This window comes from Nocardiopsis sp. NPDC058631 (assembly GCF_042716955.1).
In the GTDB taxonomy this organism is placed as follows: Bacteria; Actinomycetota; Actinomycetes; order Streptosporangiales; family Streptosporangiaceae; genus Nocardiopsis.
In genome coordinates this window covers 1-25373 of sequence record NZ_JBHXQY010000048.1, presented here as the reverse complement: position 1 = coordinate 25373, position 25373 = coordinate 1, and the positions used below count along the sequence as shown (strand labels likewise).

General features: G+C 71.5%; 28 protein-coding genes. 15 read left to right on the top strand and 13 right to left on the bottom strand.

What is annotated here, in order from left to right; all coding sequences use genetic code 11:
- The first annotated feature begins 34 nt into the window (after nt 1-34).
- The gene (locus ACFWTE_RS17170; RefSeq protein ID WP_378780432.1) at nt 35-274 is read left to right on the top strand and encodes a hypothetical protein; all 240 of its coding nucleotides are present in this window, start codon (nt 35-37) and stop codon (nt 272-274) included.
- A 152-nt stretch (nt 275-426) separates the two neighbouring features.
- On the opposite strand, the gene ACFWTE_RS17165 is transcribed toward ACFWTE_RS17170, so the two are convergent.
- The 6 genes from ACFWTE_RS17165 to ACFWTE_RS17140 form a co-directional block, all read right to left on the bottom strand.
- Nucleotides 427-1164 carry a DUF4389 domain-containing protein gene (locus ACFWTE_RS17165; protein WP_378780431.1) on the bottom strand — a complete coding sequence of 246 codons (738 nt, stop codon included), beginning with the start codon at nt 1162-1164 and terminating at the stop codon, nt 427-429.
- A 231-nt stretch (nt 1165-1395) separates the two neighbouring features.
- Nucleotides 1396-2292, bottom strand: a complete 897-nt coding sequence (locus ACFWTE_RS17160; protein WP_378780430.1) for a universal stress protein — start codon at nt 2290-2292, stop codon at nt 1396-1398.
- 186 nt (nt 2293-2478) lie between these two features.
- On the bottom strand, nt 2479-3150 hold the full coding sequence (locus ACFWTE_RS17155) for a response regulator (RefSeq protein WP_378780429.1): 672 nt from the start codon (nt 3148-3150) through the stop codon (nt 2479-2481).
- A gap of 162 nt (nt 3151-3312) precedes the next feature.
- On the bottom strand, nt 3313-3966 hold the full coding sequence (locus ACFWTE_RS17150; RefSeq protein WP_378780428.1) for a helix-turn-helix domain-containing protein: 654 nt from the start codon (nt 3964-3966) through the stop codon (nt 3313-3315).
- Between the two features lie 194 nt (nt 3967-4160).
- On the bottom strand, nt 4161-4736 hold the full coding sequence (locus ACFWTE_RS17145) for a rhodanese-like domain-containing protein (RefSeq protein ID WP_378780427.1): 576 nt from the start codon (nt 4734-4736) through the stop codon (nt 4161-4163).
- A 104-nt stretch (nt 4737-4840) separates the two neighbouring features.
- Nucleotides 4841-6217 (bottom strand): rhodanese-like domain-containing protein, encoded by a 1377-nt coding sequence (locus ACFWTE_RS17140; RefSeq protein ID WP_378780426.1) that lies wholly within the window; start codon nt 6215-6217, stop codon nt 4841-4843.
- 474 nt (nt 6218-6691) lie between these two features.
- Here ACFWTE_RS17140 and ACFWTE_RS17135 point away from each other — a divergent pair, with 474 nt between their 5' ends.
- The 9 genes from ACFWTE_RS17135 (at nt 6692) to ACFWTE_RS17095 (ending at nt 14940) form a co-directional block, all read left to right on the top strand.
- A complete protein-coding gene (locus ACFWTE_RS17135) occupies nt 6692-6961 on the top strand; it encodes a metal-sensitive transcriptional regulator (protein ID WP_378780425.1) in 270 nt (89 codons plus the stop codon).
- Between the two features lie 155 nt (nt 6962-7116).
- Nucleotides 7117-7902, top strand: coding sequence for a sulfite exporter TauE/SafE family protein (locus ACFWTE_RS17130; protein WP_378780424.1), 786 nt, complete (start codon nt 7117-7119; stop codon nt 7900-7902).
- A gap of 664 nt (nt 7903-8566) precedes the next feature.
- A complete protein-coding gene (locus tag ACFWTE_RS17125) occupies nt 8567-11392 on the top strand; it encodes a DUF4040 family protein (RefSeq protein ID WP_378780423.1) in 2826 nt (941 codons plus the stop codon).
- On the top strand, nt 11389-11697 hold the full coding sequence (locus ACFWTE_RS17120) for a sodium:proton antiporter (protein ID WP_378780422.1): 309 nt from the start codon (nt 11389-11391) through the stop codon (nt 11695-11697). Before ACFWTE_RS17125 ends, ACFWTE_RS17120 begins: the two co-directional genes overlap by 4 nt.
- Entirely contained in the window at nt 11694-13196 is a 1503-nt protein-coding gene (locus ACFWTE_RS17115; RefSeq protein ID WP_378780421.1) for a monovalent cation/H+ antiporter subunit D family protein, read from the top strand. The genes ACFWTE_RS17120 and ACFWTE_RS17115 overlap by 4 nt, the downstream gene beginning before the upstream one ends.
- The gene (locus tag ACFWTE_RS17110; RefSeq protein ID WP_378780420.1) at nt 13193-13573 is read left to right on the top strand and encodes a Na+/H+ antiporter subunit E; all 381 of its coding nucleotides are present in this window, start codon (nt 13193-13195) and stop codon (nt 13571-13573) included. The genes ACFWTE_RS17115 and ACFWTE_RS17110 overlap by 4 nt, the downstream gene beginning before the upstream one ends.
- Complete coding sequence (locus tag ACFWTE_RS17105; RefSeq protein WP_378780418.1) at nt 13570-13827, top strand: monovalent cation/H+ antiporter complex subunit F; 258 nt, start codon at nt 13570-13572, stop codon at nt 13825-13827. Before ACFWTE_RS17110 ends, ACFWTE_RS17105 begins: the two co-directional genes overlap by 4 nt.
- Nucleotides 13824-14177: a cation:proton antiporter gene (locus ACFWTE_RS17100; protein ID WP_378780417.1), complete on the top strand. Its 354-nt coding sequence runs from the start codon at nt 13824-13826 to the stop codon at nt 14175-14177. Before ACFWTE_RS17105 ends, ACFWTE_RS17100 begins: the two co-directional genes overlap by 4 nt.
- 34 nt (nt 14178-14211) lie before the next feature.
- Nucleotides 14212-14940, top strand: coding sequence for a GIDE domain-containing protein (locus ACFWTE_RS17095; protein ID WP_378780415.1), 729 nt, complete (start codon nt 14212-14214; stop codon nt 14938-14940).
- Nucleotides 14941-15089: 149 nt separating this feature from the next.
- On the opposite strand, the gene ACFWTE_RS17090 is transcribed toward ACFWTE_RS17095, so the two are convergent.
- Nucleotides 15090-15509 (bottom strand): arsenate reductase ArsC, encoded by a 420-nt coding sequence (locus ACFWTE_RS17090; RefSeq protein WP_378780413.1) that lies wholly within the window; start codon nt 15507-15509, stop codon nt 15090-15092.
- A gap of 11 nt (nt 15510-15520) precedes the next feature.
- Nucleotides 15521-16174, bottom strand: a complete 654-nt coding sequence (locus ACFWTE_RS17085) for a low molecular weight phosphatase family protein (protein ID WP_378780412.1) — start codon at nt 16172-16174, stop codon at nt 15521-15523.
- Nucleotides 16175-16275: 101 nt separating this feature from the next.
- Between ACFWTE_RS17085 and ACFWTE_RS17080 the strand changes: the two genes are divergently transcribed.
- The 3 genes from ACFWTE_RS17080 (at nt 16276) to ACFWTE_RS17070 (ending at nt 18850) form a co-directional block, all read left to right on the top strand.
- Nucleotides 16276-16560: an ArsR/SmtB family transcription factor gene (locus ACFWTE_RS17080; RefSeq protein ID WP_378780459.1), complete on the top strand. Its 285-nt coding sequence runs from the start codon at nt 16276-16278 to the stop codon at nt 16558-16560.
- Nucleotides 16560-17642 carry an ACR3 family arsenite efflux transporter gene (gene arsB, locus ACFWTE_RS17075; protein WP_378780411.1) on the top strand — a complete coding sequence of 361 codons (1083 nt, stop codon included), beginning with the start codon at nt 16560-16562 and terminating at the stop codon, nt 17640-17642. Before ACFWTE_RS17080 ends, arsB begins: the two co-directional genes overlap by 1 nt.
- Before the next feature lie 119 nt (nt 17643-17761).
- Complete coding sequence (locus ACFWTE_RS17070; protein ID WP_378780409.1) at nt 17762-18850, top strand: ArsO family NAD(P)H-dependent flavin-containing monooxygenase; 1089 nt, start codon at nt 17762-17764, stop codon at nt 18848-18850.
- 12 nt (nt 18851-18862) lie between these two features.
- On the opposite strand, the gene ACFWTE_RS17065 is transcribed toward ACFWTE_RS17070, so the two are convergent.
- The 4 genes from ACFWTE_RS17065 to ACFWTE_RS17050 all read right to left on the bottom strand — a co-directional run bounded on the left by ACFWTE_RS17065 (nt 18863) and on the right by ACFWTE_RS17050 (nt 23068).
- Nucleotides 18863-19159, bottom strand: coding sequence for a hypothetical protein (locus ACFWTE_RS17065; RefSeq protein ID WP_378780408.1), 297 nt, complete (start codon nt 19157-19159; stop codon nt 18863-18865).
- An 82-nt stretch (nt 19160-19241) separates the two neighbouring features.
- Complete coding sequence (locus ACFWTE_RS17060; RefSeq protein WP_378780407.1) at nt 19242-20291, bottom strand: flavin-containing monooxygenase; 1050 nt, start codon at nt 20289-20291, stop codon at nt 19242-19244.
- Between the two features lie 63 nt (nt 20292-20354).
- Nucleotides 20355-21596 (bottom strand): MFS transporter, encoded by a 1242-nt coding sequence (locus ACFWTE_RS17055; RefSeq protein ID WP_378780406.1) that lies wholly within the window; start codon nt 21594-21596, stop codon nt 20355-20357.
- Nucleotides 21593-23068: an NAD(P)-binding domain-containing protein gene (locus ACFWTE_RS17050; protein ID WP_378780405.1), complete on the bottom strand. Its 1476-nt coding sequence runs from the start codon at nt 23066-23068 to the stop codon at nt 21593-21595. The genes ACFWTE_RS17055 and ACFWTE_RS17050 overlap by 4 nt, the downstream gene beginning before the upstream one ends.
- Before the next feature lie 95 nt (nt 23069-23163).
- Here ACFWTE_RS17050 and ACFWTE_RS17045 point away from each other — a divergent pair, with 95 nt between their 5' ends.
- A complete protein-coding gene (locus ACFWTE_RS17045) occupies nt 23164-24063 on the top strand; it encodes a helix-turn-helix domain-containing GNAT family N-acetyltransferase (protein WP_378780404.1) in 900 nt (299 codons plus the stop codon).
- A gap of 109 nt (nt 24064-24172) precedes the next feature.
- Here the strand turns inward: ACFWTE_RS17045 and ACFWTE_RS17040 are convergent, their stop codons facing one another.
- On the bottom strand, nt 24173-24529 hold the full coding sequence (locus ACFWTE_RS17040; protein ID WP_378780403.1) for an ArsR/SmtB family transcription factor: 357 nt from the start codon (nt 24527-24529) through the stop codon (nt 24173-24175).
- Between the two features lie 510 nt (nt 24530-25039).
- Between ACFWTE_RS17040 and ACFWTE_RS17035 the strand changes: the two genes are divergently transcribed.
- Nucleotides 25040-25240: a hypothetical protein gene (locus ACFWTE_RS17035; protein ID WP_378780402.1), complete on the top strand. Its 201-nt coding sequence runs from the start codon at nt 25040-25042 to the stop codon at nt 25238-25240.
- Nucleotides 25241-25373 lie beyond the last annotated feature (133 nt).

Here is a 25373-nt window from a genome sequence, read left to right as displayed (position 1 = left end):
GCTGGCCCTGGGCGGGCCCGACACGACCGCCACGATGAGCCGTGGGCACACGGAGATCGCCGAGTTGACCAGGCGCATGCGCTCGTCCCTGGAGGAGGTCGGGGACTCGGAGGCGCGCCGACGTGCGGCCCGGCTCGCCATCGAGCTGTACGCGGTGCTGCGCCTGCGCTTCACCCAGGAGGAGGAGAACTTCCACGTGCTCGCCGATGTGGACGCAGGCGCGGGACCGGAAGACCTGGGCCGTGGCGGCCCACAGCCTCCGACTTCTGCCTGAGCCGCCCGAACAGGGGTGGGTGGCAGGGGAAGGCCGGGGTCCGTGTGGGCGAGGTGGGCCGGGCCCGGAGGCGGCCGTCCGTACCCGTGACGGCATCGACCCCCTGAACGATTCCCCGGCTCCTCCGGCACGGGCCCTCGGGCAGCCCCGTGTCAGACCTCCCCGCCGCCGGCGGGGCTCCCGCGGGTGGCGTCCGCACCCACGCCGTCCGGTTCCGACCCGCCCAGGTCCAGACGGAAGGGCGGATAGCGGTCGGTCATCAGCGCGGCGTAGGCCGTGACCCGCAGGACCCACCGGTTCAGGCCGACCACGAGGTCGAACAGGCCCCGCGGATAGGTTCCGGTGAAGAGCAGGGAAACGGCCGCGAACAGGACCAGGAGGCCGATGAGGCCCGGCGACTGGAACACCACGTCCCCTGCCTCGGGGGTCCTCGCCCGTGCGCCGTTCGCGACGAAGCTCACGCCCCCGTGGACGAAGAGCCCCACCACGAGGTACTGGGGCACGGCCAGCAGCCACCACTTGACCAGGACCAGCCCCCGGGACATCCGCTCCGGTTCCCGAACCGTCAGCCGTGCCGGGTAGTCGACGTCCGCGGACAGGGCGAACGGCGGGTAGCGGTCGGTGCCCAGCACCCCGTAGGCGTAGAACCCGACCCGCCAGCTCCACCGCAGGACCCCCGTGTTGAACGCGAATATCCCACGCGGATAGCGGCCGGTGAACAGGATCGCGAAGAAGGCCACCACGGTCAGTACGCAGAAGGCGATCCACAGGAAGAACAGCACGATGTAGTGGGGGATCGCCAGCAGCCACTTGAACAGCCAGAGCCAGCGGCCCACCCCCGGATCCGGCACCGCCTCGACCCGTACCGGATAACGTCCGCCGTACGCCATGTCGGGACACCTCCCCACGGGCAGACCCTCTGCCCGCCGCCTCCCCTCGGACACTGCCCCCTCCGGTGCCGCGCGAGCAGGGCCCTGGGGCGCGTGCGAACAGGACGTACGTCCCTGCGCGCGGGGACGTACGGTTGTGCGAACCGGCACGGATCCGCTCGGGGACCGCACGGGAGGATCTCCGACGGGCTGCGTGAGCGCCGTTGCCGGCGGACGTACGGCCGCTCCCCGTCAGTGCCGGGGAGCGCGTACCACCGCGACCGGGCACGGACTGTGCGAGATCACGTTCCGGCTGACCGAGCCCAGCAGCATCCCGGCGAAGCCGCCCCGCCCGCGCGATCCCACGACCATCAGGTCGCAGTCCTCGGCCATGGTGGAGAGCACCTCGACGGGGTGCCCCACCTTCACGACCTCCTCGACCCGCACCTGCGGCCTGCGCTCGCGCTCGCCCGCGAGCGACTCCGCCAGCATCCTGCGGGTCTCCTCCACGGCCGCGGCCGTCCGGGCCTCGGCCTCCGCAACCGCTGGAGACTCCCCCAGGGTGCCCGAACGCTCCCGGGAGACCCCCTTGGACACCGCTACCGCGCGCAGATCCTCACCTCGGGCGTCGGCCGTCGCGAACGCCCACCCGGTTGCGACCTCCGCGTGCGCCGACCCGTCCACGCCGACCATGACACGGCCGGTGGGAGGACCCGGTTCGCGGTCGGGCACCACCACGACGGGGCACGAGGCCGAGACCAGCAGCGCCAGGGTGGTGGAGCTCGGGAACACCGCGTCCATGGTCCTCATACGGTGTGCCCCGATGACCAGTGTGTGGGCCTTCTGGCTCTCAAGGAGCAGGACCGGTTCCCGGTCACCGGTGATGTGCACCGCCTCGACGGCGAGCTCGGGCACCCGTTCCAGCGCCCGGCGGCGCGCCTCGTCCACGATGCGGCGAGCGAACTCGTCCGCGTCGAACCCCGGAAGGCCACGCGGCGGTGAATGGTAGAGCGGCCAGTCGAAGGCGTACACGATGCGCAGGCGAAGGCCCCGCTGACGTGCGTCGTCCGCAGCCCAGTCGAGGGCCCGCTCGCTCGCCGGTGAACCGTTGACCGCGGCCACGATGGCTGTGTGCGCTGTCTCGGCCATGGCTTCCTCCAAATACGGCTGTGGAACCGTGTAGGCCACGCTAGGAGCGCGTGGGCGCCTGCCCCGGGGACGGACGTCCCGGCCGGGCGGCCCCGAGGACCGGGGCCACCCCCGACGCCACGGGTTCGTCGGGGCGCGGGTGCCTCCTCCGGTGCCCGCTCCCTCCGGAGCCGCGCCGGGACGGCCTCACCAGGGCTCACCACGTGTGGAACGGGCCTTGAGCCGTGCGGCGTGCGCGGCGGCCTGGGAACGGCGTTGCATGTCCAGTTTGGACAGCACGCTGGAGACGTAGTTCTTCACCGTCTTCTCGGCCAGGAAGATCCGCTCACCGATCTGCCGGTTGGTCAGCCCCTCCCCGATCAGCTCGAAGACGCGTCTCTCCTTGTCGGAGAAACCGGTCAGCGGGTCCTCGGAGTCCGCTCCCTCTCGCAACAGCCGCATGACGTGGGTCGTGCTGTGTGGGTCGAGCAAGGACTCGCCGGAGGCGACCGTGCGGACCGCGCCTACCAGGTCGCAACCGTGGATCCGTTTGAGCACATAGCCCGCCGCTCCGGCCATGACGGCGGCGTGGAGGGCCTCGTCGTCGGCGTAGGAGGTCAGCATCAGGCACGCCAGGTCCGGGAACCGGTCCCGTAGCTCCCGGCAGACCTCCACCCCGCTGCCGTCGGGCAGGCGCACGTCCAGGACCGCGACGTCGGGCCGTGCGGCCGGCACACGTCTGAGGGCCTCGGACGCCGTGGCCGCTTCGCCGACCACCTCCAGGTCCTCCTCGTCCTGGAGCAGAGCCATGATCCCCTGCCTCACCACGTCGTGGTCGTCGACCAGGAAGACGCGGACGGTCTGGTCTGCCTTCGGCATCGCCCAGCACCCCCTCCCCACGGACGAGAGCGTGACGCCCCGACAGGGTGACCTTCGCCGGACCGGGGCGCGCTCCGTCGCGTGTCCTGTGCCTATACCCACAAGGGCGGTCCGGCACCTGCCTTCGAGGCGCGGACGTCGGCACTGACGTGCCCGGACACGTCAGTGGAGGTTCCGGCCGCTCACGTGGCGCCCGCTGATCCTGTCCGGGACGACTCGGACGAAGAGGTCGCGTTCGCCCCCCGCCCACGGACGCACGGGGGCACGAACGCGAAGGGCCACGGCCTCCGACTCCTCCGCGACGGGTTCGGCCCGACCGGTGACGAGGACACTCCATCCCTCGCTCATCGCGCCGTCGACGCGGTCGACCTCGAAGGCGGCCTGGCCGGGGAGATGGGCGGCGATCACCCCGTGCTCCGCCGTCCGGAACACGATGACGCCGTCACGGACGAGGTAGTTCACGGGGAGGATGGTCGGTGCGGTGTCGCCCCCGGCCACCAGGCCGATCCTTCCCACGCCGCCCGGGCCGACCAGCTCCATGCACCTGTGCGGAGAGAGCTCGGTCGTCGTCGGCAGGGGTGCAGCCGTGGTCGCGGAGCCGGGCGGTACGGCGGTGTCGGCGCCCAACAGGTAGTCCTGGGTGGTGCCCAGCGCGGCGGCGAGACGGTACAGCGCCTGCCGGGTCAACCGGGGAGCGTGCTCCTCCAGGTAGGCCACGTACCCGGGATCCATGTCGGCCAGGCTCGCGACCTCTTCCCGGGTCAGCCCGAGCTCCTCCCGGCGCGCTGCGACCCTGCGGCTGAGATCGCTGCCCATGGGACCGACACCTCCTCCCTGCCTCCTGGCGTGACCTCCCTCCCTGCCGGGAAGGGTCCCGCGTGTCCCGTGTGCTCTCCGTATCCTTGCCGTTCCCGGCCCGCGGGGACCCGGGCCGTTGGGCCCGGCCGTCGGGGCGGAGGTCCCGGAGCGGGCCGGTGAGCCCCCAACGGGAGCACACCGATCTCCCCTGCTCAGTCCGCGTCGCGGCTGATCCTGCTCAGGGAGACCCCGACATCCACCTTGTTCCGGGGCTGGTTGTAGGGCAGCCTGGTCAGGGCCATACCCATGGCACAGGTGTCGGTGATCGCGGCGAAGGTCAGTCCGGCACCGATGAATCCGGCGCCCCACACCGCGGGCGGCCACCAGAGGCCGACGATCACGGACAGCAGCACGATGCTCCCGGCAACCAGGCGTACCTGACGTTCCAGCGCCCAGCGCTCGGGACCCTGGACGACAGGCGCCCCGGCGGCGGCCCAGGCGTTCATGCCGCCCGACATCACCGCGGTTTCCCGCAGCCCGGCCCCGGCCAGCTTGTCCTGGCACAGTTCGGCGCGGTTGCCGGACTGGCAGATGAGTACCATCCGACCACCGGCGTCCTGCGAGATCTGCTCCAGATGGCGGTCCACCTGCCCCAACGGCAGGTTGATCGCACCCTCGATGTGTGTGCTCTCGAACTCGGCGGGCGTGCGCACGTCCACGAGCAGGACGTGCGGATCGGCCTCGACCAGAGCACGGACGGTGGCGACATCGACGGCTTGTGCGGGCATGGGTGGCTCCTGGTGTGGTCGGTTCCCGGGCGCCGGTCCGCTACGGAGCCGCGAGTTCGGGAGAGTGGGGCCAACGGAAAGGCATCCGCGGGGGCGTTCGAGGGTCAGGAGGAGGCGAGCCGGTAGGCGTTGAAGCCACCGACCAGGTCGGCCACGTCCTGGAAGCCGCGGGAACGAAGGTAGCTCGCCGCGACGCTGGAGCGGTAGCCGCCGGCGCAGTGCACGACCACGGGGCGGTCGGCGTCCAGTTCGTCCATCCGCTCGGGAAGGTTGGCCAGCGGAATGTGCACCGAGCCCTCGATGAAGCCGCCCTCGCGCTCGGCACCGCCCCGCACGTCCACCACGACCGGCGCCGCCCGCCCGTCCCGCAGCGCGCTGTCCAGTTCGCCGACGCTGACGCGCGGGGCCTGCGCGGTCTCTCCGGGGACCTGGGCCATGGCCGTTTCGGGCCTGGGCAGGAAACCGGCGATGTCGTCCAGCCCCACCCGCACCAGACGGGTGACCGTCTCGCGCTCCCGGCCCTGGTCGGTGACGACCAGGATCGAACTCCCGGGTTCGACCATCATCCCCGCGGTCTCGGCGAAGCGGCCCTCGGTGCCGATGTTGAGGGCGCCGCGCAGGTGTCCGGCGCTGAAGGACTGCTGGTCCCTGGCATCGACCACCACCGCGCCCCCGGCGCGCAGGGCCATGAACGCGTCCAGTTCCAGCGGCCGGACCAGGGCGTCGATGTCGACGGGGTCGCGCTGTTGCCTGTTGCGGGCCGCGTCGTAGGGGAAGTAGTTCGGGATGGCCTCCTGTCCCTCGCGGACCAGTTCGACGAAGGCCTTCCTGCTCATCGGCCGGCACGCGTAGTTGGAGCGGCGCTGGTCACCGATGGTGGACTGCGTGTCGGTCGAGATGTTCTTGCCGCAGGCCGACCCCGCGCCGTGGCCCGGGAAGAGGCGGGTGGCGTCGGGCAGCGCCATGAGCTTGTTGTGCACCGAGTCGTAGAGCATCGGGGCGAGCTTGTCCGGAGTGTGCCCGAAGGAGGCGGCCAGGTCGGGTCGTCCCACGTCACCGATGAACAGCGCGTCACCGGTCAGGACACCGTAGGGGACCGTGTGGTCGGGCTTCTCGTAGACCAGCACACTGATGGACTCAGGTGTGTGGCCGGGGGTGTGCATGATCTCCAGGGTGACCTCGCCCAGACTGATGCGTTCCCCCTCGGCCAGGCGGCGGACGGGGAACTCGGTTTCGGCCGTCTCGCCGTAGCCGATCCAGGCTCCGGTGCGCTCGGCGATCTCGAAGTGCCCGGAGATGAAGTCGGCGTGCAGGTGGGTGTTGATGACCCCCTCGACGGTGAGGCCACGGTCGCGCACCTCGTCGAGGTACTCGTCGACGTCGATACGCGGGTCGATGACCACGGCCTTGCCGGTGCCTTCGTCAGCGACCAGGTAGGACGCCTGGGAGAGGCAGTCCAGGTAGTACTGGGTGAAGATCACGGTTCACTCCTTGTCTATGAAACCCCGGGGGGTATCAGGTTGACCTGTATGCCCCCGGGGGTATCCCGAAATCGGTTCCCACCTTTGCCTTCGGAGACCCTTCGCCCCCGGAGGCACGGTGGAGAGTCCTGCGGGCGGGTCGGACGAGTTTCGGGAAGCCTTCCCCGGCTGTGTGGCCGGTGGGCCTTCGCAACCCGGTCGGACCTGCTCCCGCAGAGGCCGGTCCACCGCGCCCCTCTGGCTCGGGGCCTGCGCTCCCGCTCGTCATCACTCTGTTTCGCCACAACATACCCCGGGGTGTACCTATTCCCGGCGCGAGCACGACCGCGAACCGACCGCGCCCTCGGTCTGCGGCCAGGTCGAACAGGGTCGACCGGCACCCCGGTAAGGGGTGTGGCGCGGACGGAGCCCCGGTCCCGGGCGGGGAACATATACCAGGGGGGGTACGTTGGAAGCGGTGAAAGGCGGTGGAACATGGATGTCTCTCCGGAGATGGTCGGCGATGCCCTCACCCGACTGCGCCGCGCGCAGGGTCAGTTGACCGGCGTGATCTCGATGATCGAGGAGGGCGAGGACTGCGCCGCGGTGCTCACCCAACTCGCCGCGGTCTCCCGGGCGCTCGACCGGGCGGGCTTCAAGATCGTGGCCAGCGGAATGCGGCACTGCCAGGCCGCGCGTGAGCGGGGAGAGGAGCCGCCGATGACGGAGCAGGAGTTGGAGAAGCTCTTCCTCGCCTTGGCCTGACCGGAACGCGCGGCAAGTGATTCTTGCCGCGCTCATATTTGTTGGTCGCATACCCCCCGGGGTGTACAAGGGAGCCTCCGCCGGACCGTCGCCCTCCGTGGTGGGACCCGTGCGCCCGGCCGGCGACGCAGATGCGAATCGAGGGAGCTCACACCATGACCATGGCGCTACTGTTCGGGCTGCTCATCGGGCTGCTGCTCGGTCTGCTCGGAGCGGGAGGATCCATCCTCGCCGTGCCGGCACTGGTCTTCGGTATGGGCATGGGCCTGCAGGAGGCCGTTCCCGCCTCCCTCGTCGTGGTCGGTGCCTCCGCCCTGGCCGGGCTGGTCCCGCGCCTGCGCCAACGCGTGGTTCGCTGGCCGGTCGCCCTGGTCTTCGGCATCGCGGGTCTTCCCACCGCCTTCGCGGGAGCCGCGATCGGCCGGCTCCTGTCCGAACGCTGGCTCATGCTGGGCTTCGCCGCACTCATGCTCGTCGTCGCCGTACGCATGCTCCGCGGCCAGACGGAGCAGGACGGTGCGTGCCGCACCGGAGCGGGCGGGATCAACTGGCGCAGCTGCCTGCCCAAGGCGCTCACTGTTGGCGCGGCCGTCGGGTTCCTCACCGGGTTGTTCGGTGTCGGCGGTGGATTCGTCATCGTTCCCGCCCTCGTCCTGCTGCTGGGCCTGACCACCACTGAGGCCGTCGCCACCTCCCTCGCCATCGTCGCCGTCAACGCCGTCTCGGGTCTGGCCGCTCATGCCGGAGCCGCGGCCGACCTCGACCACGCCGTCATCGCGGTATTCGCCGCCGCAGCCGTGGCCGCTTCCCTCCTGGCCGGACGCCTCGCCAGGTTGATCCCCGCGAAGCCGCTGCGCAGGGGCTTCGCCGGAGTGGTGCTGACGGTGGCCGCCGGAGTGGCCGGGACGGTCCTGCTCGCCCCCCACCTGCTCACCACCTGACAGGACTTCCGCGGGGCCCGCGTCCGGCGGCGGATGCTGCGGACCCTGTCTCCAGGTGTGACCGAGGAGTGCGAATGTGTCCTCGGGTACCCCCCTCGTCCCAGGAAGTGGCAGGTGGTAGGGTTGGTGTCGTTGTCGGTTGTGCGAGGAACGGAAGGGAGTCGGTCATGATGTCGCCGCTTCCCTTCGCCACCTCACTTCCGGTGAACCACCGTTCACCCGATTCCCGCCGACAGCCGCCGTCCCGCGCGCGACTCTCTCTTCTCGCCGCCGGTCGACTGCGTTTCACGGAGCGCCACAGGATTCTGGTGCGCAACCCCCGGCCCCTGGGCACCAACGGCTACTCCACCTCGTGGGGTACCAGCGCCCACGGTGAGCTCAGCGCCTGCCCGCCCGGACGCAGCTGACCCGTCCCTCTGCCGAGGGCTCTTCTCCTTTTCGCACGACCTTCCTGCCGCACGGGACGCTTCGGCGTGCCCGGGCTCCAGTCCGCGGTAGTGGAGTCGACGGGTCCTTCCCGTCACGGTCGTGTGCGCGGCACTCCTGAAGTGCCCCACCACATCCTCGTTCCCTGATCGCCGGTGGACGTGCCCGTTGGCACGGCCTCCCTCGGCGTGCGCCCGCATGCCCGGGGAACCGGCGAGGAATCGCGAAAGGACGCGGCGTGCCGCTGCTCCTCCTCCTTGCTGTACTCACCGTGACCGTCTTGTGCGTTCCCGTGCTCGACCGCCTGCTGGGGCGCGCCACCGGTTGGCCTCTGGCCGCGGTGCTCGCCCTGCTCACCGCCTCGGTCCTGACCTGGGGCCCCGGCCTCTGGGACGGGGCCCCGGCGCTGGAGGCGTCCGTGCCCTGGATGCCGACACTGGGCATCGGACTGGACCTGCGCATGGACGGCCTGGCCTGGCTGTTCTGCGTCCTGGTCCTGGGTGTGGGCGCGCTCGTCATGGCCTACTCCGCCCGCTACTTCCCGCCCGGGCGCCGTACGGGGTTCTACGTGCTGATGAGCGCCTTCGCGTTGGCGATGACAGGCCTGGTACTGGCGGACGACCTCGTCCTGCTGTTCGTCTTCTGGGAGCTGACCACGATCTGCTCCTTCTACCTGATCGGGCTGTCCGGCCCGGCCGCCTCGCGCCCGGCGCTGCGCACCTTCCTGCTCACCGCTCTGGGAGGGCTGGCGCTCCTGGCCGCGGTCGTGCTGCTGTGGGTGCGCACCGGGACCACCCGGCTCAGCACCATCCTGGGCGACCTCTCCTGGACCCAGGACACCGGGTTCACCACCGCGGTCGCGGTACTGGTGATCGTCGCGGTGTTCACCAAGTCGGCCCAGTTCCCCTTCCACTACTGGCTCCCCGATGCGATGGCCGCCAGCACCCCGGTGAGCGCCTACCTGCACGCCGCGGCCATGGTCAAGGCCGGTGTCTACCTGGCGATGCGGTTCTCCCCTGCCTTCGCCGACACGGCTGTGTGGGGCACCACCATGCTCGTCACGGGCCTGGTCACCGCACTCATCGGAGCGCTCCTCGCCCTGCGCAGCCACGACCTGAAGGAGCTGACCGCCTACTCCACGGTCAGCCAGCTGGGATTCCTCATCGCCGTCATCGGTGTGGGAACCCCCCAGGCGCTCATCGCCGCCGCCGTGCACACCGTGGCCCACGCCCTGTTCAAGGCGACGCTGTTCATGGCGGTCGGCGTCATCGACCACCAGACCGGTACCCGGGACCTGCGCAGGCTCGGCGGACTGGCACGGGCCATGCCGGTGACGGCGACGGTGAGTGCGCTGGCAGCGCTTTCCATGGCAGGGGTGCCACCGCTGCTGGGGTTCGTCAGCAAGGAGAACGTCTTCGAGGCCCTGCTGCACACGCCCACCCCCTCCTGGATCGGCCCGCCCGCCGCTGCCGCCGCGGTCCTGGCCGCAGCGCTGACCGTCGCCTACGCCTTCCGGTTCGTGTACGGAACCTTCGGTGGCCCCCAGGTGCGCCACCCGGGTTCGCAACAGCCACGGGAAGCGGGTGCCCTCTTCCTGGCCGCTCCGGCCGTCACCGCCCTGGCCGGTCTGGCCCTGGGGCTGGTGGTGCCGCTGATGAATCCGATGGTCGAACGCGCCGCAACCGATGCCACCCGTGAACAGGCCCAGGCCCACCTGGCGCTGTGGCACGGGTTCAACCCGGCCCTGGCGATGTCGGCCGCCGCTCTGCTCATCGGCGCACTCCTGGTCCGGGGCTCCTTCGCGTGGGGTCCCGCGGCGTCCCGCTGGAGGGTCCCCGTGCGGGGCACGGCGGTCTTCGAGAGCATCCACGCCGGGGTGATCGCCGTCGGTGTGCGCACCGGGGATCCGACCCGCAGCGATGCACCGACCCGCCACCTGGTTGTCCCCTTCGTCCTGATCATCGTGTTCGCCGGCGCGGTGGCCGCCCTGGGCCTGGACTACGGGACACCGATGGGCGACACCTCCCAGCCCCTGGACTGGCTGGTGGTCGCCCTCGTGGCGGTCTCGGTGCTCACCGCCGTGGTGACCCGGTCCCGGCTGGCGGCACTGGCCCTGATCGGTGTCGCGGGGTTCGCCGTCGCGGTCTGGTTCCTCTTCCTGGGCGCCGTCGACGTGGCCCTGACCCAGCTGCTGGTGGAGGTCCTGACCGTGGTCGTGGCCGTGCTGGTCCTGCGCCGACTGCCCGCCCGGTTCCACCGGGCCCGTCCATCGCGCACCGTCCTCACCGCGGTGATCGCCATCGCGTTCGGTACGGCGGCGGGGTTGGGCGCCTACCTGCTCACCGGACGCAGGGAGCCTTCGGCGGTGAGTGCCCACCTCCTGGAGAACGCCCCCGCCGACACCGGCGGCACCAACGTCGTCAACACCATCCTGGTCGACTACCGGGCCCTGGACACCCTGGGCGAACTGACCGTCCTGGGCGTGGCCGGTCTCATCATCATCGCCGTCCTGCACTCCGCGGGACTCACCGCCACCAGCGGGACCCCTCCGGCGGTGGCCCGCACCAGCCCGGTCTGGGACGCCGACTCCAACACCGTCATCATGCGCACCGTCGCCCGCGTCCTGATCCCGCTTCTCGTGGTCTGGTCGTTCTACCTGCTCCTGCGCGGCCACAACGCTCCCGGAGGCGGGTTCATCGGCGGTCTGGTCGGCGGCTCGGCCTTCGCCCTGGCCTACCTGGTGGCGCCCAGCGCCTCCGTGGCGCGGATCCGCCTGGCCTACCCGGCCTTCATCGCCGCGGGTGTCGTCATCGCCGTGGTCACCGGGCTTCTCGGCTTCGCCGACGGTTCCTTCCTCAGGCCACTGCACGCGGACATTCCGCTGCCGTGGGGCGGCTACTACCACTTCACCACCGCGCTCGTCTTCGACGTCGGCGTCTACCTGGCCGTGGTCGGCGTGATGCTGACCGCGCTCAACCAGCTGGGTCTGCCGCGCCCCGGGACCGACCCCGACCACACAGCCGATCCCGTCCCGCACGGCTTGGCCACCGGAGGAACCCGATGACCCTGGCCATCACCATCGGCATCCTGACCGCCGGAGCCGTCTACCTCATCCTGCAGCGCGGCATGGTCCGCATCGTCCTGGGATTCGTCCTGCTCAGCCACGGCGTCAACCTCCTGTTGATGTCGGCGGGCGGGGTCTTCCGGCGGGGCGAGCCCCTCCTGGCGCAGGGGACCGGGGGCCTCCTGGCCGACCCGCTGCCGCAGGCGTTCGTCCTGACCGCCATCGTCATCGCCTTCTCCATCACCATCTACATGCTCACCCTCGCCGCCACAGGCAAGGGCGACGACACCGAGGACGCCTCATGAACACCGTGCTCCTCCCGCTCCTGGTCGCGGTGCCCCTGCTCAGTGCTGCCCTGCTGACCGTCCTGACCACCGGCCCTGTCTCCCGCATCCTCTTCCTGGGCACCAGCGCAGGGGCGCTCACCGCCGGGCTGTCCCTGCTCTGGGCCACCCGGGACGGACAGGTGTACGCCCACCAGGTGGGCCTGTGGCCGGCGGGAGTGGCCATCCCGTTCGTGGCCGACACCTTCAGCGCCCTGATGGTGACCACCACCGCCCTGCTCGTCCTGGTGTGCTCGGCCTTCGCGATCGCCACCGGGGAGGCCGAACGCCGTTTCTTCGCCTCGCTGGTCCTGGTGCTGTCGGCCGGTGTGTACGGGGCGCTGCTCACCGCCGACCTGTTCAACCTGTTCGTCTTCGTCGAGGTGATGCTGCTGCCCTCGTACGGGCTGATGGCCATCGCCGGAACCCTGCACGGCCTGCGGGGCGGGCGCACCTACGTCACCGCCAACCTGCTCACCTCCACTCTCTTCCTCGCCGGTGTCGCCCTGGTGTACGGCACCGCCGGAACCGTGCAGCTGGGCGAACTCGCCGGCGCCGCCCAGGAGTCACCCGTGATCGCGGTCGCGACGGGGCTGGTCCTGGTGGCGATGATGATCAAGGCAGCGGTCGTCCCCGTGCACGGATGGCTGGTGCGTACCTACACCGCGCCCTCCCCTGCCGTGACCGCCCTGTTCTCCGGGCTGCACACCAAGGTCGCCATCTACGTCGTCTACCGCCTGTACGCCCTCGTCTTCGACGGCGACGCCTCACTGCTGTGGATCGGCCTGGTCGTGTTCACCGCGACCATGGCCATCGGCGTGCTGGGAGCGGTCGGCGAGAGCACCACCCGCTCGATCCTGGTGTTCCACATGGTCAGCCAGATCGGGTACATCCTGCTCGGTGTCGCCCTGTTCACCGAACTCGGACTCATGGCCGGGATCTTCTACCTCGTCCACCACATGGTGGTCAAGGCCTCCCTGTTCCTGTCCACTGGCGCGATCGAGCACGTCCACGGCACCGGTGACCTGGAACGGTTGCGCGGCCTGGTGCGCAGAGAACCCCTGCTGGCGCTGGCCTTCCTGGGTGCGGCCCTGTCTCTGGCCGGGCTGCCGCCCTTCTCCGGGTTCGTCGCCAAGCTGACCCTGGTCGCGGCGGCCTTCGAGGCCGGTCAGTGGACCGTCGCCGTGGTCGCCATCGCGGTCAGCCTCATCACGCTGATGTCGATGCTCAAGATCTGGGGCTCGGTGTTCTGGGGCCGACCGCCCGAACCCGATCCGCAAGAGCCTGCCGGAGGCGACACCGCCATCGCCACCCGGGCCCCCGTCCGGATCCGGACCGGACTGGTCCTGCCGGCCGTGGCACTGACCGCCGTGACCCTCGGCCTCGGCCTGGGAGGCCAGGTCCTGCTCGACCTGAGCGCGCAGGCCGCCGCCCACCTGCTGGACACCTCCACCTACGTCGAGGCGGTGACGAGTCGATGAACGACTTGCTGCGCAGGGCCGCGCGCATCGCGTGGTTCCCCTTCTTCTACGGCGCCCGGGTGGTGGCCTCCTCGCTTCAGGTCGCCAGGGACATCCTCACTCCCGGCAGTTCGGCGACGCCCGCGTTCCTCCGGGTGCCGCTGCGCTGCCGCACCGACATGGAGGTCACGGCCATCGCCAACATGGTCTCCCTGACTCCTGGCACGGTGACCGTGGCCACGCGCCTGGACCCGCCCACCCTGTGGGTCCACGGCCTGTACACCGCCGATGAGCAGGCCTTCCACGACGACATCCGCCAGATGGAGGACTACCTGTTGGCCATTACCCGTCCCCGGAGCACGCACCCGCGCACCGCTGCGGGAGAGGAGCACCGTTGAACCCGCTCGACATCGCCCTGCTGTTCCTCGGAGTCGCCATGGTGGCCGCCGTCTACCGGATCCTCATTGGTCCCGACCAGGCCGACCGGGGGGCCGGATCCGACATCGTCTTCTTCGGTTTCGTCGGCATCGTCATCGTCCTGGGCCTGCGGCTGGGCTCGGCCGTGGTCGTCGACGTCGTCCTGGTGTGCACCCTGGTCGGGTTCCTCGCCGCCCTGTCCCTGGCCCGACTCGTCTCCGGAGGCAAACGATGACCCTCCTCGAAGGACTCGCCGTTCTCTGCGTCCTCGCGGGTGCGTCCGTCTTCGCGGTCGGAGCCTGGGGCCTGGTGCGCCTGCGTGACTTCTACGCCCGCCTGCACGGGATCTCCGTCTCGGCCGGCCTGGGAACGGCACTGCTGCTGCTCGGGCTGCTGCTGTGGTTCCCCACCGTGGAGAACGCCCTCAAGATCGGCCTGGCCCTGATCGTGCAGCTGGCCACCGCGGCAGTGGGCGGCAACGCCCTTGCCCGCGCCGGATACCTGGCAGACACCCCCATCGCCACGGACACCCGGCGGGACGACCTCGCCGAGACCGACCAGGTGCCGCCCCGGGGACAGGACTGAACCGTGCCGCCGGGGGCGGGAGGGAGGTGAATTCATGGATGACATGCTGGTGGGCGAGGCGCGAACCGCCTTGCAGGTGCTCACGCTCATGGCCACGGTGGCCACCGGGCTGCTGCTCCGCCTCGCCCACCGGGCCCACACCCGGCTGCGCACGCTGGAGCAGGCGCAGGACCCGCCGTTGCGGGACCTGCCCGAGGCCGGCACGGAGGTCGTGGTCGACGGCAACGCCGAAGCGGGCCCCGACGGACTTCTGACCGCACCGTACTCGGGGGCTGCCTGTGTCTGGTACCGGATCGAGGTGTGGGACCGCCGCCCGAACCCCGACACCTACCACGAACGGATCCACCACACCCTGCTGTACACGAGGCAGAGCCGCACGCCGTTCACCCTGCGGGACCGAACCGGGGCGGTGCTGTGCGAACCGGACGACGCCTCGGGGGACAGGCTTCCCCTCACCCACGAATCCTTCGAACCGGAGGAGGGGGAACCGATCGGTGCGGGGTCACCCGCCGAACGTGTGGCCACGGACAGCGGGTGCACACTGCGGGAGTGGGCCATTGCCCCGGGGACCCGGCTACTGGTGCACGGGACCGTTGCGCGGAGAACCGGCGGGGTCGTGGTCTGTGCCGACGAGGAGGAGGGGTTGTTCATCTCCACTCGACCCGCTCCCGTGTTCAGGGACGCGCAACGCATGACGATCCTCTGCGCGTCCGCGGCCTTCGCGGCGTCGCTGGCGGGCTTCCTGTGGTCTCTGTTCACCTGAGACCGGGTGGGCTCCCCGGGCGTCACGGCAGAGGTGGGCCCCGTCCGGAGCCGGTGCCGATCGCGAGGGCTCCGGGTCCCGGGTGCGCACGGACGTTCGTGCGCACGCCGACGCGGCACCGGAACCCGGCACGGGCGGGGCCCGCGCCGTCAGGCGCCCTGGTGGGGGGCGGTCTCCTCGATCAGTTCCTCGACCCGCTTCCTGATCTCGTCGCGGATGGGGCGCACGGACTCGACGCCCTGCCCGGCGGGATCGGGCAGTTCCCAGTCGAGGTAGCGCTTGCCGGGAAAGATCGGGCAGGTGTCGCCGCAGCCCATGGTGACGCACACGTCGGAGGCCTCGACGGCGTCGACGGTGAGGAGCTTGGGGTGCTGGTCGGTGATGTCGATGCCGACCTCGGCCATGGCCTCGACCACGGCGGGGTTGAGGGTGTCGGCGGGCGCGGATCCGGCGGAGCGCACCTCGATCCGGCCCTGGGACAGGTGGTGCAGCCAGGCGGCGGCCATCTGGGAGCGCCCGGCGTTGTGCACGCACACGAACAACACGGACGGCTTGGCGGAGTCGGTCATGGTCACTGCCCCTACTTCGTTTCGGTGGTGGAGGGTGAGGCCAGGGAGGCCACGAGGTCGCTGACGTGGGTGTCGATGGCGTCGCGGATGCGGCGAAGGTCCGCCACGGAGGCGCCGTGGGGGTCGTCCGTCGGCCAGTCGAGGTAGCGGCGACCGGGGACCACCGGGCACGCGTCCCCGCAGCCCAGGGTGACCACGACGTCGGCTGCCTCCACGACCTCCTGGGTCAGCGGTTTGGGAAAGGCGGGTCCGAGGTCCGCACCCACCTCCTGGAGGACGCGGGCCAGTTCCGGCTCCACGTCTGCCACGGGTGCGGTGCCGGCGGAGGAGATGGTGACCGGTCCCGTGGCTCGATGGGCCAGCAGGGCGGCGGCGAGCTGTGAGCGCCCGGAGTTCTGCGTGCACACGAACAGTACCCGTGGGGGCCGGGGGCCGGGTGCCTGCTGAACGGAGGCGAGGGCGTCCAGGCGTTCGGCCGCCAGGCGTTCGGCCAGTATGTTCAGGTGGCCGGTGATCCGGGCGGTGGCCGCCAGAAGCCGGTGTGAGTCGAGAATGAGGGCCTGCACGGTCTCGACGGAGAAGCGCCCCTCGTGGCGGGCGGCCAGGCGTGCGGCTCCCACGGTGGCGTGCTGGTTCGGGAGCGGCTGGGGGTCGGGTGTGGTCATGCTCCGGATTCCTCTGTGAGGGGCGGGACTGTTCGACAACTCATCAGCCTTGGTTGATGCGATAGTATCAGAATATGCTGATATCAGTAGAAGCTGATGTGATGAAGGTGTTGGCCGACCCGCTGCGGTTGCGGATCGTGTCCCTCCTCGCCCACGAGACCCTGTGTACGACGCACCTGATGGAGGAGACCGGGGCGCGGCAGACCAACCTGTCCAACCACCTGCGGATACTGCGCGAGGCGGGGGTGGTCGAGACCGAGCCCTGCGGCCGGTTCACCTACTACCGACTGCGTCCGGAGTCCCTCGAAACCGTGGCGTCGCACCTGGCGGACCTGGCCGCCACCGCCCGCGCCACCGGCGCCGACCGCAACAGGAGGCCCTGCTGATGACCTCGACCGACAGGACGACGACGGACCCGGGTGGGTCCGTCGTCGCCAAGCTCTCGTTCCTGGACCGGTTCCTGGCGGTCTGGATCCTGCTCGCCATGGTCATCGGTCTGGGCCTGGGGCGGTTGATCCCCGGGCTCAACGAACTCCTGGCCGCGATGGAGGTCGGCGGGATCTCCCTGCCGATCGCGCTCGGCCTGCTGATCATGATGTACCCGGTGCTGGCCAAGGTCCGCTACGACCGGCTGGACACCGTCACCCGCGACACCCGCCTGCTGGTCTCCTCCCTGGTGATCAACTGGCTCGTCGGCCCCGCGGTGATGTTCGCCCTGGCCTGGATCTTCCTGGCCGACCTTCCCGAGTACCGCACCGGGCTGATCATCGTCGGCCTGGCGCGCTGCATCGCGATGGTCATCATCTGGAACGACCTGGCCTGCGGCGACCGCGAGGCCGCAGCGGTCCTGGTCGCGCTCAACTCGGTCTTCCAGGTGCTCGTCTTCGGCCTGCTGGGCTGGTTCTACCTCGACCTGCTGCCCGGCTGGCTGGGCCTGGACACCGGCGGTCTCGACGTCTCCGCCTGGACCATCGCCCTCAACGTGGTGGTCTTCCTCGGCATCCCCCTGGTCGCGGGGTTCCTCACCCGCCTCCTCGGCGAGAGGCGTATGGGACGCGAGCGCTACGAGTCGGCCTTCCTGCCCCGGATCGGCCCGTGGGCGCTGTACGGCCTGCTCTTCACCATCGTGCTGCTCTTCGCCCTCCAGGGCGGGACGATCACCAGCCGGCCGCTGGACGTGGTGCGCATCGCCGTGCCCCTGCTGGCCTACTTCGTCATCCTGTGGTTCGGCAGCTTCGCCTTCGGCAAGGCGATCGGTATGAACTACGACCGGACCACCACGCTGGCCTTCACCGCGGCGGGCAACAACTTCGAGCTGGCCATCGCCGTCGCGATCGCCACCTTCGGTGTCACCTCCGGCCAGGCCCTGGCCGGGGTCGTCGGCCCGCTGATCGAGGTGCCGGTGCTCATCGCCCTGGTCTACGTGTCCCTGGCCTGGCGCAAGCGCTTCGCCCCCAGCCTGCGCTAGGAGGCGCGTCAGGGGGCGGGGCCCGGTGCCGGCGGTTCCGCGCGGGCCCCGCCCCTCCGCGCACGGCGCCTTGCCGGGCGACGGCCGCCGGAGCACCGACCACCCCCGAAGGAGCGGGAATGCACACCGAACAACACCTCGTCGACGTCGCCGTCATCGGCGGCGGTCAGGCCGGACTCGCCGCCGGGTACTTCCTCCGCCGTGCCAAGGCCGACTTCGTCATCCTGGACGACCACGACCGTCCGGGAGGGGCCTGGCCCCAGTACTGGGACTCGTTGCGCCTGTTCTCCCCGGCGGCGCACAGCATGCTTCCGGGCTGGTGGATGCCCGAGGAGGAGGGGCAGGAGTATCCCTCGGCCTCCCATGTGTCGTGGTACCTGGGAGAGTACGAACGCCGCTACGACCTGCCGGTCCACCGCCCGGTCCGGGTACGGCGGGTCGAGCGGGCCGATGACCGGCTGCGGCTGGTGACCGGCGGGGACACCTGGCTGGCCCGGCGGGTGATCAGTGCCACCGGAACCTGGCGCGCCCCCTACACCCCCGACATCCCGGGCCGGGACGTCTTCGAGGGCGAACAACTGCACACAGTGGAGTACCGCCGCCCCGACGAGTTCGCCGGGCGGCGCGTGGTGGTCGTGGGCGGGGGCAACTCCGCCGCCCAGATCCTCGCCGAGCTGTCCTCGGTCGCGCGGACCACCTGGGCCACCCCGCGACCGCCCCGGTTCCTGCCCGACGACATCGACGGGCGGGCCCTCTTCGCCATCGCCACCGGTGCCCAGAAGGCAGCCGCGCAAGGAGGACCGGAACCCAGCAGCATCGGCGACCTGGGCGACATCGTGGTCGTGCCGAGTGTGCGCGAGGCCCGCGAACGCGGGGCCCTCAAGGCCGAGCCGATGTTCGACCACCTCACCCGCACCGGTGTGGCCTGGGCCGACGGCTCCACCCAGGACTGCGACGTGATCCTGTGGTGCACGGGATTCCGGCCGGTCCTGGACCACCTCGCACCCCTGGTGACAGGGGACCGGTGGGGCCGGGTCGAGGTGGAGGGCACACGGGTGGTGGCCGAACCCCGCCTGCACCTCCTGGGCTACGGGGACTGGACGGGGCCGACCTCGGCCACCCTCATCGGCGCGGCGCGTACGGCCAAGGCGACCGTCGCACAGATCACCCGGGACCTCGAAGGCGGGGTACCTGCCGCCAGGCGGTGAGGGGGCGCGGATTCAGTGCCACTGGAGGGCGCGCGCCCCGAGCGCGGTGGCACGGTAGACCCCCGGTGCCCCGGTGGGCTCCGCGTAGTCCAGGGACTCCAGGACCCATAGCAGCCGGGCGATGAGGTGGGCCCGGGCCGTGAGCGGAGTCCGGGCCCGCCACATGTCGGCGATGTCCTCGGCCGAGGCCGGACCGTCATCGCACAGGGTACGCAGCGCCCGGCGCCTGGCCGCGCTGAGGTGGCGCAGGGAGACCGCCTGCTCCTCCGAACTGCTCGTCCCTGACACGGTGGCCTCTACCTGCTGCATGATCCTCGTCCTTCCAAGGCGGGTGATCCGGTTCGGACGGCCTCCGGCGCGTGTGTCCGTCGGACGGACTCGGACGCCCGCGTCATCGGCGCGCTCCGGCGAGAAGCCGCCGCACGACGTGACGGGCGTCCCGGCCGACCCCGCGCAGGGTGGCCGAGGAGAAGCTGCGCTGGAACTCCAGTCCCACGTATCCCAGCCCGGGGACCGCGGCGGATATTCCACCGCGGTGCGGTGGGCGCCCATGGGAGTCCAGCGCCCCCGTGGGGGAGAGGTAGTCCAGAGCGGGCCGGTAGCCGGTGGCCAGCAGGACGGTGTCCACCTCCTCCACCGTGCCGTCGTCCCACACCGCCTTCCCGCCCTCCAACCGGGTGAACAGCTCCCGCCGGTCGGGGTTGCCCGAGGCGAACGCGCCACGGTACCGGCCGTCGTCGTTGACCAGCACCGGGCCCCTCTCCCAGACCCGGCGCACGGGGGCGGCGTCCAGCCCGCTGCGCACGAGCCACCAGTGGACGTCCCGGCCCAGGGGGCGCTGGTTCGCCCAGGCCACCGGAGCCCGGGTGGCCAGGCTGACCCTGGCCACCCGGGCCAGTTCAGCCGCGATCTGGACCCCGGAGTTGCCGCCCCCGACCACCACGACGCGCTGACCGGCGAAGGGCTCGGGGGAGCGGTACTCCGCCGCGTGCAGCACGGTCCCGGTGAAGCCCTCCAACCCCGGCAGCGCGGGACGGTGGGGCCGGGCGAAACCTCCGGTGGCGGCGACCACCGCCGCGGCCCGCACCCGGGAGCCGTCGGCGGTGGCGAGCACGAACACGTCCCCGTCGCGATCGACGCGCACCACCCGCTTGCCGCAGCGCAGGTCGGCGTCGAGGCGTGCGGCGTAGTCACGCAGATAGTCCACCACCTCGTCCCGTCCCGGGTAGCGCTCGGGGTCACCGGGCATCGCGTGCCCGGGCAGGGAGGAGAAGCGTGCGGGGGAGAACAGGGCGAGGCTGTCGTAGTAGTGCGGCCACGAGCCGCCCGGTCGGTCGGCGGCCTCCAGGACGAGGGGCCGCACGCCTCGGCGGTTGGCGGCCCAGGCCGTGGCCAGGCCCGCCTGACCGGCTCCGATGACGGCGAGGTGGACGTCCTCCATGAGGGGGATCCCTTCGTTTGGGGGAGGTGGAGCGCCGCGCGGGGGAGCGTCCCGGGGGGATGGTCAGGAAAGGGCGGTGGAGGTGGCCCGTTCGCTCCTGGCGCGGGTGGCCAGGGCGGTCAGCGCACCGAGAGCGGCCAGGGCTCCCAGCGCGACGAACGCCGCCGGGTACCCGCCCAGCGGACCGGCCAGCGCGGCGCCCGCCCAGGGCGCCAGCGCGATGGCCAGCATGAGGGGGGTGTGCATGACGGCGTTGAGGACCGCGTAGTGCCCCGTCCCCCACCGGTCGGACACGGCGGTGGCCTGCAGGAGGGTGAGGATGCCCCGTGCCGCGCCCGCCAGGACCGCGATGGCCAGGACCAGCCCCAGGTGCCCCGGGACCAGCGCCAGGAGGAGGGTGGTCGCCGAGCAGGCGGCCAGTACGACCGCGGCGCGGGTCACCGGGCCGGTCCGCCGTTCCACGGGCGCGTAGGCCAGGCGGCCGATCACCTGCCCCACGCCGCCCACGCCCAGGGCCCAGGCCGCCTCCGTCGTACCGAAGCCCCGCTCCTCCAGCAGGGGGACGATGTTGACCACGACCGCGTAGACGGTGAAGGACCCCAGGGCCAGGGCCGCTGTCAAGGCCAGGAACGCCCGGCTGCGCATCACGGCACGCGCCTCCCGGCCAGGGTCGGCCGGGCGCCTCACGTCGTCGCGGGTCCACCCCCGCGGTAGGGCGAAGGCGTGCAGGGGCACCACCACGACCAGCAGCACGACCGCGAGCACCAGATAGGCGCCCCTCCACCCCCACATCCCCTCCAGAGCCGCGGTCAGGGGAGCGAAGACGGTGCTGGCCAGCCCGGCGACCAGGGTCAGGGTGGTCAGAGCCCGCACCCTCCCCTTCCCGTGCCAGTGGGTCAGGGCGGCGAAGGCCGGAGGGTAGAACAGCCCGGCCATCGCCGCTCCCGCCACCAGCCAGGTGGCGGCGAAGGCCCACAGGTTCGGGGCCAGGGCGATGGCCGCCACAGCAGGGGCCGCGACCACGGCCGCCGCCGTCATCGCCGGACGCGGGCCCCGGGCCTGCACCCACCGTCCCACCGGTATGCCCGCCAGCCCCGCCACGACCTGGGAGGCGGAGAACAGCGCGGTCACCGATGCCAAGGACCACCCGGTGTCGGCGGTGATGCTCGGAGCCAGCACGGGGAAGGCGTAGAACAGCACCCCGTAGCCGGTGGTGACGGTGACGCACAGGGCCCACAGGCCCCGGCGCGCACCGACCGCGGTGGGAGCGGGCGCGCCGGAGACCCTGTCGGGCGCAGGTGTCACGAAACCCGGGCCGGTTCGGCCTGCTGTGCCGGGTCGCCGCAGCAACCGCTCCCGGCGGACGGAGCCGTCTCCGGCACGGTGGGGCTCTCACCGAGGGAGATCACCGGCCGTTCGGAGGCGGCGGGGCCGCCGCAGCAGCCGCCCTGCTCCGCGGTGGGCTCCTCCACGGACTCGGGGGCGGTGCCGCAGCAGTCGCCCGCGTCGGACTTGGTGGCGGTGGGGTCCTCGAACAGGCCGGCGCCGCCGCACACCCCTGTCTCCGGCAGGACCAACTCCACGCGGGCTGCGGATTCGTGGTCGCCGGCCAGGTGGGCGGCGATGCTGCGGACCTGCTCGTAGCCGGTCAGGGCCAGGAAGGTCGGGGCGCGCCCGTAGGACTTCATCCCCGCGAGGAAGAACCCCTCCTCCGGGTGGGAGAGCTCGGCTGCGCCGTGCGGGTAGACGGTGCCGCACGAGTGCTGGTTGGGGTCGATGAGCGGTGCCAGCTCCACCGGCGCCTGCAGGGTGGTGTCCAGGCCGAGGCGGACCTCGGACAGCGAGGACAGGTCGGGTCGGAAACCGGTCAGGGACACGACCTCGTCCACCGGCTCCAGGTGCCTGCCGCCCTCGTCCACCAGGACCAGGCGGCCGTCCACCGGTCGCAGTTCGGTGGTGCGGAACCCGGTCACCACCGCGATGTGCCCCGCCTCGACGGCCGCACGGGCCCGCTGGCCCAGGGCGCCTCGCGCGGCGAGCTGGTCGGCGGCCCCGCCGCCGAAGGCGTCGCCGATCTCCCCGCGCCGCAGCACCCACACCGCCTTCGTCCCCGGGCTCTCCTGGGCCAGTGAGGCCAGGGCCACCAGCGCGGTCAGCGCCGAGTGCCCGCGCCCGACCACGGCGGTGGTCCGTCCGGCGTAGCGGCTGCGAGCGCTCTCATCGCCCAGGTCGGGAATCCGGTAGGTCAGGTGTGCGGCCGCAGCTGTTTCGCCCAGGGCGGGCAGTCCGTCACCACCCACCGGGTTGGGCGAGTTCCATGTGCCCGAGGCGTCCACGACCGCGCGGGCCAGGAGCCGGTCCTCGCCGTCCCGGGTGCGAAAGCGCACGGTGAAGGGCTGGTCGCCGCGCTCGGCGTCCACGACCCGGTCCCGGCCCAGGCGGCTCACCCCGGTCACCTCGGCGCCGAAGCGGACGCGGTCGCCGAGGACCTCGGCGAGGGGGGCGAGGTAGGAGTCGACCCACTCGCGGCCGGTCGGGTATCCGCCGTCGTCCGGGCGCGGCCAGCCGGTGGCGGCGAGCAGCTTCTCGGCCGCGGGGTCGACCAGGTCGCGCCACATCGAGAACAGGCGCACGTGCCCCCACTCGGACACGGCCGCTCCGGCCCGGTCGCCCTTTTCCAGGACCAGGACCGGAAGGTCGCGTGCGACCAGTTCCGCTGCCGCTGCCAGCCCTGCGGGTCCGGCTCCGATCACCACGACGGGACGCTCTTCTGCCATGACACACCTCTTTCATCGATTGGTGTCTATGAAATGGAACTCTATCGATGCTCACCGATGGACGCAACCATAGATCGTCGTCGATAATGTGAGGCATGACCGTGACGCAACCCGAGCACACCGCACCCGCCCTGGCCCAGCCCGAGGCCGAGACCTACGCCGCCTGGTTCGCCTGCCTGGCCGAGCCCATGCGCGTCCAGCTGCTCCACGCCATCGCCACCACCCCCGGCTCGGTCAGCGTGGGACAGCTCGCCGAGATGGTGGACGTCCGCCAGCCCACGGTCTCCCACCACCTGCGCAAGCTCGCCGACGTCGGTTTCGTGACCCTCACCAGGGTCGGCACCTCCACCCGGGTGGCGGTCAACCCCGACTGCTGCACCGGCCTGCCCCACGCCGCCGACGCCGTGATGGGCATGTTGAACGCCCGGCCCTGCTGCCCCACCGACCTGCCCGCCGGCATCACCACCCGCGCCATGGCCGACGCGGACCTGGAGGCGGTCCGGGACATCTACGCCCAGGGCATCGCGACCGGCCACGCCACCTTCGAGACCGAGGTGCCCGGGACGGAAGCCCTGAAGAGCCCGTGGATCCCGGGGCACCGCTGGGTCGCGGAGGACGACGGCCGCGTGGTGGGCTGGGCCGCCGCATCGCCCATCTCCGCGCGCGAGGCCTACTCCGGGGCGGTCGAGACGTCGGTCTACGTCGCCGAGGACGCCCGCGGTCGAGGTGTGGGCAAGGCACTGCTGTACCGGCAGGTCACCGAGGCCGATACCGCCGGGCTGTGGACCCTGCAGGCCTCGATCTTCCCCGAGAACCGCGCCGGCCTGGCCCTGCACCACCAGTCGGGTTTCCGCACGGTCGGCATACGCGAACGCATCGCCCGCCACCACGGCATCTGGCGCGACACCGTCCTGCTGGAGAGGCGGCGTCCGGAGGGAGAGACCGGGCCCGGCACGGTTCCCTGCGCGGACGGCTCCGATTGCCCCGCCCCCTGAGCCGGCTACCGCCTTCGCGAGGAGGGCTGCACCGAAGCTCGCGGTGTGTGCCGGACCCGCCCGGGAGGGGTGGGTGGCGGTGCGGACCCCGCCCACCGCCCAGCACTGCTCAGTCGCAGGGGCGCCGGAGTGTGCGTGCCCGTTCTGCCCGAACCGCCAGCGCGGTGACGTCCGCGGCGAGCGCGGCCAGGGTCTCGGGCCGCAGACCGTAGTAGGTGAACCTGCCACGGGCCTCGGCGGAGACCAGCCCCGCCTCACGCAGGACGCGCAGGTGATGGCTGATGGTGGACTGCCGGGCGCCGGTCTCCTCGACCAGGTGGCACGTGCACATCTGCTCGGTGGAGAGCAGGTGCACGATCCGGGCGCGCAGAGGATCCCCGAACAGCTTCACCGCCACCCCCGCGGGGTCGCCTCCGGTGCTCGGCCCGGGTTCGTCGGTGGTGTGGCCGTCGGCTGACATCAGCATGCCCAAATGTCACCACTCCGCCGTGCCGCCGTCAATTCCGCTCAGTGCGGCCGTACCGGCGCCCGCACGGCGAAGGGTTCATCGGCTGGACCGGAGCCCGCTCCGCGGAGGTCGTGCCGGGGCCGGAGAGTGAGCCCTCCCGTCGGCGTCGCCCACCGGATGAGTTCCTGGGACCGGGCACTCATCGGTCCCTCCTGCTCGTTGTGCGGGTGGACTCGGACCCCGGCGCCTGCCGACGCGCTCACGTCGAATCCCCGAACGGTCGCCACGGCTCTCCAGCAGTCCCGCCGCAGACACGTCAGGGTTCCCGCGGTGAGCCGAACCGTATTTCTACTCTTACGTAAGGGTAGGATGCGAGTGTTCTGCCGTGCTTCCGCTCCCGCACCGATCGCGACCGCGTGGAGCGAAGCCGGCCGCTGCCGCCGGGCCTCGCCGACACGATGGGACACCAGCACCGTGAGTCACCGCCACCGTGCCGACCTCGCTCTACTACAGGAGGAATTCGTCGCGGTGAGCACTGAGCTCGCCGCGCACTACGTCGTCCTGCACGACGAGGCCTCCGACGAGTACGAGAGGCATTGCTGGCTGGAGCGCGTCATCGACGTGCGCGAGCAGAAGAGGGCGGTGGCGCCGACCGACCGTGACGCCCTCGTGCGCTGTATCGAGGCATGGACCGACGCACTGCACGGTCTCCGTCGCATCGGGTCATGACTCTGCTCCTGGGCATCGGAACCCTCCGCCGGCGCTGACAGGGCCGCATGAGGAGTCAGGTGGTGGGAGAGCCGGTGGCGGAAGGCCCGCGGCAGGAGGCGCGCACAGAGGCGGGGGCCACCGGGACTTGTCC